The organism is Nocardioides sp. (assembly GCF_025964975.1).
In the GTDB taxonomy this organism is placed as follows: Bacteria; Actinomycetota; Actinomycetes; order Propionibacteriales; family Nocardioidaceae; genus Nocardioides.
The window spans coordinates 1-13,551 of record NZ_JAOPXV010000013.1 but is presented as its reverse complement, the minus strand read 5'-3'; the positions used below and the strand labels follow the sequence as shown (position 1 = coordinate 13,551).

General features: G+C 67.7%; 11 protein-coding genes and 1 pseudogene. 5 read left to right on the top strand and 7 right to left on the bottom strand.

Translation table 11 applies throughout. From position 1 onward, the window contains the following. Positions 1-39 precede the first annotated feature (39 nt). From JWN68_RS01030 to JWN68_RS01015, 4 genes and pseudogenes are all read right to left on the bottom strand, one after another. A pseudogene (locus tag JWN68_RS01030) lies at positions 40-912 on the bottom strand (cytochrome b); the annotation flags it as partial. Next, on the bottom strand, positions 909-2,006 hold the full coding sequence (locus JWN68_RS01025) for a Rieske 2Fe-2S domain-containing protein (RefSeq protein ID WP_297733359.1): 1,098 nt from the start codon (positions 2,004-2,006) through the stop codon (positions 909-911). The pseudogene JWN68_RS01030 and the gene JWN68_RS01025, both read right to left, overlap by 4 nt. Next, complete coding sequence (locus tag JWN68_RS01020) at positions 2,003-2,887, bottom strand: cytochrome c (protein ID WP_297733365.1); 885 nt, start codon at positions 2,885-2,887, stop codon at positions 2,003-2,005. The genes JWN68_RS01025 and JWN68_RS01020 overlap by 4 nt, the downstream gene beginning before the upstream one ends. 47 nt (positions 2,888-2,934) lie before the next feature. After that, complete coding sequence (locus JWN68_RS01015) at positions 2,935-3,555, bottom strand: heme-copper oxidase subunit III (protein WP_297733363.1); 621 nt, start codon at positions 3,553-3,555, stop codon at positions 2,935-2,937. A gap of 113 nt (positions 3,556-3,668) precedes the next feature. Between JWN68_RS01015 and JWN68_RS01010 the strand changes: the two genes are divergently transcribed. From JWN68_RS01010 to trpD, 4 genes are all read left to right on the top strand, one after another. Continuing rightward, positions 3,669-4,577: a cytochrome c oxidase assembly protein gene (locus JWN68_RS01010; protein ID WP_297733356.1), complete on the top strand. Its 909-nt coding sequence runs from the start codon at positions 3,669-3,671 to the stop codon at positions 4,575-4,577. 254 nt (positions 4,578-4,831) lie between these two features. Then, the gene (locus JWN68_RS01005) at positions 4,832-5,452 is read left to right on the top strand and encodes a glycosyltransferase family 87 protein (RefSeq protein ID WP_297733353.1); all 621 of its coding nucleotides are present in this window, start codon (positions 4,832-4,834) and stop codon (positions 5,450-5,452) included. Positions 5,453-5,472: 20 nt separating this feature from the next. After that, the gene (locus tag JWN68_RS01000; RefSeq protein WP_297733351.1) at positions 5,473-5,907 is read left to right on the top strand and encodes a hypothetical protein; all 435 of its coding nucleotides are present in this window, start codon (positions 5,473-5,475) and stop codon (positions 5,905-5,907) included. Between the two features lie 55 nt (positions 5,908-5,962). Next, positions 5,963-6,988 (top strand): anthranilate phosphoribosyltransferase, encoded by a 1,026-nt coding sequence (gene trpD, locus JWN68_RS00995; RefSeq protein WP_297733349.1) that lies wholly within the window; start codon positions 5,963-5,965, stop codon positions 6,986-6,988. 1 nt (position 6,989) lies between these two features. Here trpD and JWN68_RS00990 read toward each other — a convergent pair whose 3' ends face one another. The 3 genes from JWN68_RS00990 to JWN68_RS00980 are packed head-to-tail and all read right to left on the bottom strand — an operon-like array spanning position 6,990 to position 13,273. Further along, the gene (locus JWN68_RS00990; RefSeq protein WP_297733347.1) at positions 6,990-8,375 is read right to left on the bottom strand and encodes a hypothetical protein; all 1,386 of its coding nucleotides are present in this window, start codon (positions 8,373-8,375) and stop codon (positions 6,990-6,992) included. Beyond that, entirely contained in the window at positions 8,372-9,004 is a 633-nt protein-coding gene (locus JWN68_RS00985) for a hypothetical protein (RefSeq protein ID WP_297733345.1), read from the bottom strand. Before JWN68_RS00985 ends, JWN68_RS00990 begins: the two co-directional genes overlap by 4 nt. Positions 9,005-9,037: 33 nt before the next feature. Beyond that, positions 9,038-13,273 (bottom strand): Ig-like domain repeat protein, encoded by a 4,236-nt coding sequence (locus tag JWN68_RS00980; RefSeq protein ID WP_297733343.1) that lies wholly within the window; start codon positions 13,271-13,273, stop codon positions 9,038-9,040. Positions 13,274-13,397: 124 nt separating this feature from the next. Here JWN68_RS00980 and JWN68_RS00975 point away from each other — a divergent pair. Continuing rightward, positions 13,398-13,551, top strand: a 154-nt coding sequence (locus JWN68_RS00975) for an Lrp/AsnC ligand binding domain-containing protein (RefSeq protein WP_297733361.1), incomplete at its 3' end; no start/stop codon positions are given.

Here is a 13,551-nt window from a genome sequence, read left to right as displayed (position 1 = left end):
GGGCCCGAACTTCCACACCGGGTTGATGGACAACAGTCAACCCATGATGGACGTGACGCCGAAGACGATGAAGAAGTAGCCGCCGGCCTTGGCGGCGTACACGGGCAGCATCGGGAAGCCGACGACGTTCTGCTCCGTGCGTCCGGGACCGGGCCACTGGGTGTGCTTGTGGTAGACGAGCAGGAGCATGTGCGCAGCGATCAGGCCCAGCAGCAGACCCGGGATCAGGAGCACGTGGACGATGTAGAGGCGCGGAATGATCTGGTCTCCGGGGAATTCGCCACCGAAGAGGAAGAAGGACATGTAGCTGCCCACGACCGGGGTGGCCTTGAGGAAGCCGTCCGCGGCGCGGACGCCGGTGCCGGAGAGCAGGTCATCGGGAAGCGAGTAGCCGGTGAAGCCCTCGAGCGTGCCCAGCAGGAGCAGCAGGCAGCCGATCACCCAGTTGAGCTCGCGCGGCTTGCGGTAGGCGCCGGTGAAGGCGACGCGGAGCAGGTGCACCATCATCGAGGCGATGAAGATCATCGCGGCCCAGTGGTGCATCTGGCGCATGAGGAGGCCGCCGCGCACGTCGAAGGAGATGTCGAGGGTGGACGCCATGGCCTGCGACATTTCGATGCCGCGCAGCGGGTCGTAGGACCCCTCGTAGTGGACCTCACCCATGCTCGGGTTGAACCACAGCGTGAGGAAGACGCCTGAGAGCAGCAGCACCACGAAGCTCCACAGGGCGATCTCGCCCAGCATGAAGGACCAGTGGTCGGGGAAGACCTTGCGGAGGTTCTTGCGCATCGCGGTGGCGAGACCGAGACGGTCATCGGCCCAGCCGGCGACCCCGCCGATCTTGGACGGCTTCGAGGCCGTCGCGGCGGTGGAGCCGTTGGTACGGGCCACCTTGCTCGTGTCGATGCTCATTTCTGCTTCTCTCGCTCCCAGTAGCTGGCCCCCACGGGCTCAGTGAAGTCGCTCTGTGCGATCAGGTAGCCCTCGGAGTCAACGGCCAGCGGCAGCTGGGGGAGGGGACGGTGAGCGGGTCCGAACACGACCTTGGCCGAGTCGGCCAGGTCGAAGGTGGACTGGTGGCACGGGCACAGAACGTGGTGGGTCGTGCGCTCGTACAAGGAGATCGGGCACCCGACGTGGGTGCAGATCTTGGAGTAGCAGAGGATGCCGTCGACGGTCCAGTCCTCGCGGCCCTTGCCGGGCTTGATCTCGCCGGGCTCCATCTTGACGATGATGATGGCGCCCTTGGCCTTCTGGACCTGGAGGGCGACGCCCTCGATCTCCTCGTAGCCGTTCTCCTCGGTCGGGAAGAGCGCCTCGGGAGCGGCGTTGACGAGGTCGCCGATCTGGATCTCGGAGGCTTTGATCGGCGTGCCCAGGACGTCGCGGACCAGCCGCATGCCCTGCTTCCAGATGGTGTGCTGCAGGCCGGTGCCCTCCTCCTCGTTGGCGACCTCGGCGTTGCTCGGACCGAGGTCGCGCAGCAGCACCACCGCAGGCAGTCCCAGGAGGCCGACGGCGCCCAGCAGCGTGTTGCGAACGAGGGGCCGGCGGCCGATCCCCGACTCCTCGGCGCCCAGCGAGAGCGCTTCGAGGGTGGCCTCACGGTCCTCCGCGCTGGAGGCAGCCGGGTGCCGCATCTCGACGATCTCGTGGTCGCCCATGAGCTTGCGGGCCCACTGGATGATGCCGATGCCGATGAAGAGGAGAGCGCCGCCGAGGGCCAGACCGAGGGCCACGGTGGAGGCCCCCAACCCGATGAACGTGTCGAAGTTGTCGCCGATCTCCAGCGTGAAGTAGGCGACGACGAAGAGGACTCCGCAGATCATCGACAGGACGAACATCGCCGCCACCTGGCGTTCGGCGCGCTTCTCGAGACGCTCGTCGACGTCAGTGGGGCGCCACTGGTGGGCGGGCAGGCCCGGGTTGGCGATCGGCTCCTCGGCGACGGCCAGGCTGCGGTCGTGCCCGGGGGTGATGGCGTCGTCGTTGCCGGGCTCGATCATGCCTCGGCCCCTTCCTCGAGGTGCGGGGTCCTGGTCGTGCGGGTGGTGTGGGCGGCGATCCAGATGGCGAAGCCGACCAGCCCACCGACACCGAGGACCCAGGCGAACAGCCCTTCGGAGACGGGGCCGAGGCCGCCCATTCCGAAGCCGCCGTACTCGGGCTGGTCTTCGATGGTGTTGAGGTAGGCGATGACGTCGCGCTTCGCCTCCGGTGACAGGTTGCCGTTGCTGAAGTTGGGCATCGCCTGCGGGCCGGTCAGGAGCGCCTCGTAGATGTACTTGTCCTCGACGCCCTTGAGCTCGGGTGCGTAGCCGCCGCGGGGCATGGCGCCGCCGGAGCCGTTGAAGTTGTGGCAGGCGGTGCAGTTGGTCAGGAAGATCTGGCCACCGCGGACGATCGCCTCTTCGCGCTCCTCCTCGGACATCCCCTCGATGGAGTAGTCCTGCTCGGTCGGGACGGCCGGACCGGGGGCCAGCGAGGCGACGTAGGCCGCCATGGCGGCGATCTCCTCGTCGTTGTAGACGACGTCCTTGCGGGGTGCCTGCTGCTCCGGTCGCGCCATGGGCATGCGCCCGGTGCCGACCTGGAAGTCGACCGCCGCGGCACCCACTCCGACGAGGGAGGGGCCCTTGACCTGGCCCTCGCGCACCGTGGGGAGACCTTCGGCGTTGAGTCCGTGGCAGGAGGAGCAGCCCACCATGAAGAGCTCGCGGCCCGCGGCGACGAGCTCCTCGTCGCTCATGCTCTGCTCGTCGGCCTGTGCCGGAGCAAGAGCGGTGTACAGCGCACCGGTGATCAGCAGGCCGAAGAGGAGCACGACCAGTCCAGCGACGGGTCCGCGGCGGTGCCGGGAGATCCGACCTGCGGAGCGGTTCAACAAACGCACTTGGGGATCCTGACTGTCCGGGAGGTGCCCGAGGGTGGGGGCTACTTGATGACGTAGATCGTGAAGAAGAGGGCGATCCAGACGACGTCCACGAAGTGCCAGTAGTAGGACACGACGATCGCGGTCACTGCCTGCTCGTGGGTGAAGCGACGCGCCAGGTAGGTGCGTCCGAGGACGAAGAGGAAGGCGATGAGTCCACCGGTCACGTGGATCCCGTGGAACCCGGTCGTGAGGTAGAACATCGTGCCGTACGAGGAGCTCGGGATCGTGACGCCCTCATGGACCAGCTCGGCGTATTCGAGGGCCTGACCACCGATGAAGACGGCGCCCATGATGTAGGTGAGGATGAACCACTCGCGCAGGCCCCAGCCGGCCACCTTGAGGACCGAACCCGTGCGTCCCACCTGACCGCGCTCGGCCGCGAAGACGCCGAGCTGGCAGGTTACCGACGACAGCACGAGGATCACTGTGTTGGCGGTGGAGAAGGGAACGTTCAACTTCTCCGTCTCCTGGGCCCACAGGTCCGGGCTGACCGCCCGAAGGGTGAAGTAGGCGGCGAAGAGAGCCGCGAAGAACATCAGCTCGCTGGCGAGCCAGATGATGGTGCCGACGCTGACCATGTCGGGTCGGTCGTGGTTCCCGTGAAGTCGGGATGCCGGAATCGTCGCCGTTGCTGTCGCCACATGGTCATTATGTCGGTAGCCGCCAACGAGGGCACGCCGACCCCCTCTCTTTTCGACGTCATATTGTTCACACTGTGGCGAGTGCGGTGACGGTGAGCGATCTGGACCTCCCGAGGTTCACCCTCGGGCGCGTCTTCACCGACTGGGGCCTTGATCCCGTGCCCTTCGTCCTGACGGTCTGGATCGTGGGCTTGTACGTCGTCGGGGTGGTCGTGCTGCGCCGCCGGGGCGACGCCTGGGCACCCGGGCGGACGCTGGCCTTCGTGGCCGGCATGGGCTCGTTCTTCTTCGCGACGTCCTCGGGGCTCGCCCGCTACGACACCACCCTGCTCAGCGTGCACATGGTTCAGCACATGATCCTGACCATGGTCGTGCCGCTGTCGTTGGCGCTCGGTGCGCCGGTGACCCTCGCTCTGCGCACCCTTCGCCCCGCACCGCGGAGACTGCTCCTCGGCCTGCTCCACTCGCGGGTGGCCCGGGTGCTGTCCTTCCCGCTGCTGACCTTCGGGCTCTACGTCCTCTCGCCATGGGCGCTCTACTACTCGGGGTGGTACGACGCGTCGCTGGCGTCGCCGTTCGTGCACGAGATGATGCACGTCCACCTGGTCACGGTCGGGGCGCTCTTCTTCTGGCCGCTGATGGGTGTCGACCCGCTGCCCGGGCGCGTCGGCTATCCCTTCCGGGTGCTGTTGACGGTGCTCACGCTGCCGTTCCACGCGTTCCTGGGCGTGACCATCATGGGTCAGACGACCCTGCTCGGCGAGTCGCACTACCTGGCGCTGCGCGAGGGGCCCATGGGCACCTGGCTCCCGGACCCCCTTGACGACCAGCACCTGGCGGGCGGGATCCTCTGGGCCTCCGGCGACCTCATCGGGCTGGTCTTCTTCGTGGTGCTCTTCGTCCAGTGGGTGCGCTCGTCGATGAAGGAAGCGGCACGGGAGGACAGGCGACTCGATCTGGTCGAGGCGCGTGCCTCGCGCAGCGGCGACGAAGATCCCTGATCCGGACACCGAGGAGGCGGCGCCGCCTAGGCCTCCCCGGTGCCGAACGTCTCGATCCGCCAACGTCTCCCACGAGACCTCGTCTGGATCGTCGAGATCGCGTGCGCCGTCAATGCAGCCATGGTGGTTGCGTCCTCAGGCTTCGGCTACGACTCTCATGCATAGTGGCTCACCGGTCAGTCCGGTGACATCTACGGCCGGCCGCCGAACACCAAGGACGCCTTCCTCTACAGCCCCGCGTTCGCCCAGGTGCTGTGGCCGCTGACCAGTTCCCCTGGCCCGTGTTCGGGGTGCTCTTCATCCTGGCTCCCGCGCTGAGGTTCGCGTGGCTGCTCCGCCCGCTGCGATGGCAGCGGGGGGCGCCCCTGTGGCTTGCGACGCTCCCGGAGATCGTCACGGGCAACGCCTTCTGGCTCCTGGCGCTGACCGCGGTCCTCGGTCTTCGCCATCCGGGGGCGTGGACCGTGGCAGCACTGACGAAGATCACCCCGTGCCTGGGTCCGATCTGGTTTCTCGCCCGGCGTGAGTGGCGCAACCTCGCGTGGTCGGTCGCCGTGATCGGCGCAGTCACCGCTGTCTCAGTAGCCGTCGACGCGGATGCGTGGGCCGACTGGCTGGCTTTCCTCTCCCTGCAGCTGTCTCAGTCAGGGGACGCCATGGGCATACCTGTCCTACCCCCCCTCGCGATCCGGCTTCCTCTGGCACTGGCCGTCGTGGTCTTCGGAGCCGTGACGGACCGGCGCCAGCTCATCCCCGCGGCCATGGTGCTGAGCGCCCCCGGTCCTTGCCATTGCCTCCTTCACCATCCTGAGCGCAATGCCCCGACTCGCGGGGCAGGTCAACGGCTGCCAACGGCCGGCTGTCGACGGAGGTGAGCATTGAGTACGATGTGTGCGTGAGCCAGACCACGTCCTCGGAGCCCTTGGACCGCAAACCCCTGAAGGTCCTCGTCTACAGCGACGACATCGACACCCGCCAGCAGGTCATCCTTGCGATCGGCCGTCGGCCGCACCCGGACCTGCCGGAGGTGGAGTATGTCGAGGTGGCGACCGAACCGGTTGTCATCCAGAACATGGACGTGGGGCACATCGACCTAGCAATCCTCGACGGCGAGGCCGTCCCGGCCGGTGGCATGGGCATTGCCAAGCAACTCAAGGACGAGATCTACCAGTGCCCTCCGGTCCTGGTCGTCCTCGGACGTCCGCAGGATGCCTGGCTCGCGACCTGGTCGCGCGCCGAGGCCGCGGTCCCGCACCCGATCGACCCGATCCAGCTCGCTGAGGCCGTCGTGTCGCTGCTCCGTCCGCGGGTCCCGGCCACTGCCTCCTGATCGGAGGCGAGACGCAACCCGTCGCCGACAGGGGAGTCTGGAAGACTCCGGTCCCATGACGACCTGGGCCGACGTCCTGTCCACGCTGGTGGCGCACCGCGACCTTGCCCCGGAGGAGGCGGGTTGGGCGATGGCTCAGATCCTTGCCGGGGATGCGACACCCGCGCAGATCGCTGGTTTCGCCGTGGCGCTGCGCTCCAAGGGCGAGACAGTCACCGAGGTGACCGCGCTGGCCGACGCGATGCTCGCCGCCGGCAACTCGATCTCGGTCGAGGGTCGGCTTCTCGATGTCGTCGGCACGGGCGGCGACCGATCGATGTCGGTGAACATCTCGACCATGGCCGCGATCGTTGCGGCCGGGGCTGGTGCGCGCGTCGTCAAGCACGGCAGCAGGTCGGCCTCCTCCGCAGCCGGCTCCGCGGACGTGCTCGAACATCTCGGGATCCGTCTGGACCTGCCGGTCGAGCGGGTGGCCGAGGTCGCCGTTGAAGCCGGCATCACGTTCTGCTTCGCGGCGGCGTTCCACCCCGCCATGCGGCACGCGGCGGTGCCGCGGCGCGAGATGGGCATCGCCACCAGCTTCAACCTGCTCGGTCCCCTGGCAAACCCGGCGCGACCGGACGCACAGGCCATCGGCTGCGCCGACCCGGCGGCAGCCCCGGTCATGGCCGGCGTCTACGCGTCCCGGGGCGTCGACGCGTGGGTCTTTCGTGGCGACGACGGACTCGACGAGCTCACCACCACGACCACCTCGACGCTGTGGGCCGTCCACGGTGGCAAGGTGACCAGAACGACGATCGATCCGGCGGAGCTTGGGATCGCGTCGGCCACTGCGGCGGACCTCCGCGGCGGTGACGTGGCACACAACGCGGGCGTCGTCCGCCGGGTCATGGCCGGAGAGCAGGGGTCCGTACGGGACGCGGTGGTGCTCAACGCCGCGGCGGCTCTTGCGGTCCACGGCGACCCCGCCGGAGACCCGATGACCGCGCTGGCCGCCTGCATCGTCAGGGCTGCCGAGGCAATCGACACGGGTGCCGCGCTGGCCACGCTGGACGGCTGGGTCGTGGCGTCGGCGCGCTGACTCAGCCGGTCGGCGGACTGAGCAGGGCGAAGTCCTCGTCCGCCTCGACCTCGGTCCACCCCAGGTCGTTGGTCATGGCGTAGCCGAGGGGTGAGTCGGGATCCACGAGGGCGACGTCGACATCGAGCTCGGCGACTTCGCGGTCCCAACCTGGGGCCAGGACGCTGATCTCGACGTTGCGGTCCATCTCGTCGTCGCTGAACGCGTCGGCGTACCCGTGCATGACGAGGTCCAGCTGGGGGTGCCGCCAGAGGAAGTAGGCGCCTTCGTTGAATTCGTTGAGCACGGTGGTTCCAGGCCGCATGGCGTCCAGCCGCCCGTCCAACCAGGCAGGGGCCTCCTTGTCGTCAGCCCGGGCGTTGGCCACCGGGACGAGCACACAGGACGCTACGACCAGCATGGCCCCCAGTGCTGCCCCCTCAGCCCGACGTACAGACGGTCCGCGCGGCACGAACCGTTGAAGCGTGCCGGCGAGGATCGGCGCAAGCATCACGGCGGCGACGACAGTCGTCCGCAGTGTGTAGATGCTCCATGCGAGGGCCAGACCGAAAAGCATGATCGTCGGCCAGTCGACCCGGTCGCGGCGCAGCGCAGCCATCAGGATCACGGCGATCATCACGGCGAGGATGGCGGCCGGGGGAGTGGTGAAGTCCGGGGGTCCCCACTCGTCCAGGAACTGCGCGCGGTCGCCGACGACCGCCACGGACTCGAAGACGTGGACACCGAGTGGGGTGAGGATGGTCACGAGCGTGGACAGGAGTGGGATGAGTGCCAGCTTCAGGACGTGACGCCGGTCGTGCTGACCCTCCAAGGCGATGCCGATCGTCGCGACCAGCCCGATGAGGATGCCGATCATCCACATGCCGTGCAGGGGCACCCACACGCAGTTGACGACAACCAGCCACCACCGCGCCCGGCCGTCGCGTGCTGTTGCGAGCCACGCGGTCGTCACGACGGAGATCAGGATGTAGCTGAGGACCTGTGGGCGCCCGCTGAGGCCGGGGGTCGCAGCCATGATCGCGACGATGGTCGCCAGGGCAGCCGGCAGAGGCGCTGCCACCGTCCGACAACCGAGGTACACCGTGACGGCGAGGACGCAGATGACCGTGCCGGTCAGCCAGATGACGCCACTGAGCCCACCAGCCTGCTCGGCCCACGCCATGCCGACCTGGGTCAGCCACTGGGTGGGGTACCAGGCCTGGCTGTCAAAGGAACCGAAATGTCCGGGCTCGGCGATGCTCCAGCCGCCCAGGAACTCGGCCCCCACCCTCAGGTGCAGGTAGACGTCGGCTCCGAAACCGGGAGCACGTTGAGCTCGTACGAGCCCGGCCAGCAGCAGGCCGATCGCGGTGATCGGCAGCCACCTGCGTACCAACGCTTCGATCACGACGGCACCTCGAGGGTCCAGACATCACCCTGGTGGCGGAAACCAACGCGGTGGTAGTACGGGGCGACCATCGACGGCGAGGTGACCACCCGACGGATGCCCAGCCCGGCAAGGAGCCCGCTACGACGCCAGACGAACTCACCGGGCGAGAAGTCACGATAGCGGGGCGTCACGTAGTCCAGTCGTACGTGCGCGTCGTCACCCAGCACCGCGAGGATGACGACGCCGACGGTCTCATCGCCGTTCTGGATGATGAAGGCGTGCTGGTCCTTGACATGCGGGTCGTGCATGAAGTCCGGGTTGAACTTCGAGATGTCGGCGCCGTGCACCCGCAACACGTGTCGCAGGTAGTGGTCCTCGCCCGCCACTTCCAGCACCTCGAATGCGGCATCGTCGTGACGGTCGCGGACGAGCCGCAGGATGAACCACATGTTGATCAGGCTCAGCACGATGTTCATCCCCACCATCGGCCACACCTCGAGGGCCCCATTGAACACCGTGAGAATGAGGCAGGCGGCGAGGTTGAGCACGCGCAGCCGGAGCACCCGCGACTGGAGCAGCGAGTACACCAGGAGTGCACTGCCGCCCCAGCCGAGGACGTCGAGCCAGTGGTCGGAGAGCAAAGTCACGCGCGGAGACTACTGCCGCGATGGCCGAATCTGTCAGCGGACGACGAAGAGCTTGGTGATCTTCGACTTCGACCCGAACGTCGATCCGTTGCCGAGGTAGACGACCTTGATTTTGTGCTTGCCGACCTTCAGCTTGGGCAGCTTCCACATGAGAGCACCGTTCCGGGTGCTGACCAGGGTCAGGGTCTTCAGTGCCTTGGCGCCGTCGAACACCTTGACCGAACCCGTCGGGCCGGGGACGCCGTTCACGGTCACCTTCATGCTGACCTTGACCCGCTGCGCCGGGCTGACCCGAGTGGCAGAGAGAGTCGCCTCCGTCGCGGAGATCATCTTCGCGACCGTCACCGGGGCGGCCGAGGCCGATCCGTCAGCGAACCCGTTCTTCGAGGCCAGCACAGTCGCTGAGATCGACTTCGCGGCGTCCTCGGGCTTGAGCTGGTATCCGTTGCCCGTGGCACCCGGGATCGCGACACCCGATCGGGTCCACTGGTAGCGATAGTTGGCTCCGCTGACCGACCACGTCCCGGAGGAGACGTGCAGGCTCTCTCCCACCTTTGCGAACCCCGAGATCGCCGGCTGTGCGGTCGGCACGAGGGCACCCCCGGCCGTGGCGCCGATGACGTTGGACTCCGAGACGCCGTCGGTGTAGCCGGCCCTCTTGCCAGTGACGCGCAGCGAGATCGCCCTGGTGTAGTCCTCGACGGTGAGCGTGTAGGTGGGCGACGTCGCGATCCAGATCGCCTGACCGTCTCGAAGCCACTGATAGCTGTTGACAACTCCAGGACGGGACCAGACCGGGTCGACGCTGATCAGGGTCTTCCCGACCGCACTGCCGTCGGGGGCGACGATCTGGACCGGCGAGAGCTCGCGCACGGCACCGTCCACCGAGAAGCGTCGGACCGGGCTGGAGCCGAGACGGTTGCCTCGGGCGTCGAGCGCGAGCACCGACCACTCGTAGGTGCCGGAGGGCAGGGACGAGGTGTGGGAGTACGACGTCGCGACGGTGTTGACGGGTCCCGGGTTGGCCCCGACACCGCCCACGGGCTCGATGTCGAACGTGTAGCGCGCCGCCTGGGCGCTGGCGGTGCTGGCATACGACTCCCAGCTGAAGAGCGTGCCACTGGGATCGACCGTGGCACCGTCCGCGGGCTGGACGAGAGCGACCGGGAGCGGGTCCACCCAGAAGCGGCCGAAGTCCGACCACTGCCCGGGCTTCCCGCGGACGTCAGTGCGCTGGACGCGCCACCGGTAGGGCTCCGAGGAGGCTGCCAGGGGCTCGCTGGAGGCGAAGGCGGCCTGACGGGCGGTCTCGGCGAACACCCGGTTAACGTTGGAGAAGGTCGTGTCGTCGTTCTTGTAGAGCTCGATGTTCCAGGTCGTGTCGAACGTCTCGGCGGACCACTGGAAGACGACGGGACCGGCACTGATATGACTGCCGAAGGCAGGTAGTGCGGTGGGGTCGACGGTCGGGCGCTCGATGGGGGCCGCGACGGTCGGGTCGAGGTTGAGCGCAGGCGTCGCCTTGACGATCTTGCGGGTCGGCGACCACGCCAACCGGTTGTCCCGGGCGTCGATCGCCTGGACGCGCCACCAGAGGTCGCCCTCGGGATAGGTGTTCTCGAAGTTCGTGTAGGTCGCCTGGTCGACGAGGCGGTTATCGATGGCGTTCGCGTCGGTGATCGTCGCCGACGGGGCGACCTGGATGCGATAGCGCTTTGCGGTCTGGTGACTGGGCCGCGGACCGCCGTCGGGGGCGGGCGTGGCCTGGTTGGTGTCGTAGTAGTCCTGCCAGACGAAGGTGACCTCGTCGGCGAACGATGCTCCGGCTGCCGGCTCGGTGAGCTGCACGGCGGGCGAGACCTTCCGGAAGGCGTTCGTCCCGACGTCCTCCGACCCGCTCGGGTCGGGGCCGCAGTTGACGAACGGGCTGATGCGGACGCAGGGCCGGATGAACCAGTAGAAGGCGGGACCGGACTGGTTGTCCCCGAGGGCGACCAACGCGTCCTTGAAGGTCGGCGTCCAGCGGGAGTTCTGGGTCGCCGTGTTACTCGGGTTCAGCAGGAGGTTGGTGAAGTCGGGGTCCTCGGACAGATAGACCATGTAGCCACCCGCTCCGGCCACCGGGGCCCAGTCGAGGACCGGGGTCGATGGGAGTCCCTGGCAGATGGTGGTCTCGACCGGCTCCTTGTTGATCAGCACGAGGCGACGGCCGCAGGTGTCACCCGCGTCGAGCGCCATCCCGTCGAGCGCGAGCTGCTGGCCCGTGACCTCGCCCATGTCGGTGATGGTGAAGCTGCTCTCGGGTCCCTCGGAGAGGTATTGGCCGGTGCTCGAGCTGCGGACCTCGACCCACCACTGGTACGTGCCGGACGACAGGAAGAAGTCACTGGCGTCGGTCACGGCAGGGTAGTTGAGTCGGGTGGACAGGATGTCTGTCTCGTTGGTGCCGTAGACGTAGCCGGCCTGCTTGACCTTGAGGAGGTAGTAGACCGGGGCTGCCTCGGTGTTCGTCCAGGGCTGCCAGGACAGGCTCGGGAAGCGCGAGGTGACGGTGTTGTGGGCGTTCGGCTTGGGCGTCAGCGGCTGGGCGCCGGCGGCCGGAGCGGACTCGGGCAGCACGAAGGTGCGCGTCGCGTAGATTGGGGCGGGGGAGAAGCCCCCGTCGGCGTCACGTGCTGACACCTTCCAGGAAAAGGTGTCCGGCAGCTTGTCCGGGTCGGCCTGGTCGGAGTCGCTCGAGAGCTTGTCTGTCGGGGTCCACGACAGCGCGGACGTCTCCTTCGTGCGGACTTCCCCGGTGGAGAGGTTGGTGATCGTGACCAGGTAGCGCTCCGCGTCGAGGCTGGGCTCCCACGCCATGGTGGGAACAGTGACGGGCGCACCGTCGAGGGGGGCGGTCAGCTGGACGGCGCCGGAGTCGTAGACGAAGCGACCGGTGGCAGAGACATTGCTCTCCACCCCCGGCTGCCCGGTGTCCGGTGTGCCCAGGGGGCCGGGGAGGTCGTAGGCGAAGACGCGCCAGTAGGTCAGGGAACCCTGGCCGGGCATGCAGTCGTCGCCCTTGTAGCCCGGGGTGTAGGTGGTGGTAGCGGTCCAACAGGTGTCGAAGGTGCCCGGGGTGAAGGTGGAGTTGAGCCCGACATCGAGGCGGTAGCGCGTCGCGTGCTTGACCGGTGTCCACTGGAAGAAGAGGTCGTCATCCACGGCGGGGGTGTCGGCCACGGGCGGGTAGACCAGGGTCGGGAGGTGGGGCCAGCGTCGCTGGAACTCGTTGGGCAGCACTGGCCACGGGGTCGGCTGCTCGGCCGCGTTGTACGGGCGGACCTTCCAGAAGTAGTTGCCGTTGTCGTAGGTCGAGGTGGGGGAGTAGCGCGTGGAGTACACGATGCGCTTCTCGACCTGGTTGTTGAAGTCGCGGTCGAGCGCGATCCAGATCTCGTACTGCTTGGCACCCTTGACCGGGTCCCAGTCGAAGACGACGTCCTGGACGGTCTTGCTCACACGCGGCGTGGTCGGCGTCGCCAGACTGGGGGCACACACTAGGTTGGTGGGGGTGGTGGCACAGCTGGCCGACGTGACGGGCGGAAGCTGGACGACGTCGTACTTCACATAGGTCGACCAGGCGCTCTGCAGGTGGTTCTCGAACCGGGCGCGGACGCGGACGTAGAAGTCCTCGGATCCGGTGCGCTCGCCGACTCCCTGGGGCTCCGGCCACACGAACGAGGTGGTGCGGATGCCCGTGCGTGTGTCGCCATCGATCCCGTCTCCCTCGGCGTCCATGGCGACGTCGTAGCTCGTGGCACCGGCGACCGGCTTCCACGAGATGATCGGGGGAGAGACGGGCGGGAGGATCGTACCCACGGGCGAGGAGATGGCAACCCCTGCAGGGACTGTCGGGGCAGCGATGGTCGTGGAGGAGGTCGCCCAACCGCTCGTACCGGTCGGATCCGTGGCCTGGACCCGCCAGTGCAGGGTGCCGGCTCGGAGGAGACGGGTCGGCGTGTACCTGTTGCTGGTGGTCTCCTCGTTGAAGACGACGGACGAGAAGGTGGAGTCCTCAGACCCCTGGACGCGGTACTTCGCCGAGGTCGGCTGCGCGTCCCAGGACAAGGTCGGCACCGGCGATCCGGATGCCTGGAGGTTGGTCGGGACTGCGGCGGCGGCCACGGCCGGCGGTGAGCTCGCCAGCAACGAGACGACGACCGAGAGGACCAGAGCAACGATCAGCCTGCCCATCGCGGAGCGGGTGAGCGTCGGGCGGAAGCGCATGGGTGTCCCCTCGAGAAATCTACAAGTGGGTGCAGGGTATGGCGTAGCGGCTTTCGGGGAGGAAGAACAAACAAAATGGTCGCGGCCCCGATCCCGCACCCAAGGCACGGGATACGGTCGGGCCATGATCACTGCCATCGTCTTCGTGAAGGCCGACGTCGCACGCATCCCTGAGGTCGCTGAGCAGATCGCGGCACTCGAGGGGGTCAGCGAGGTTTACTCGGTCACCGGCCAGATCGATCTGATCGCCATGATCCGGGTCAGCAAGCACGAGGACA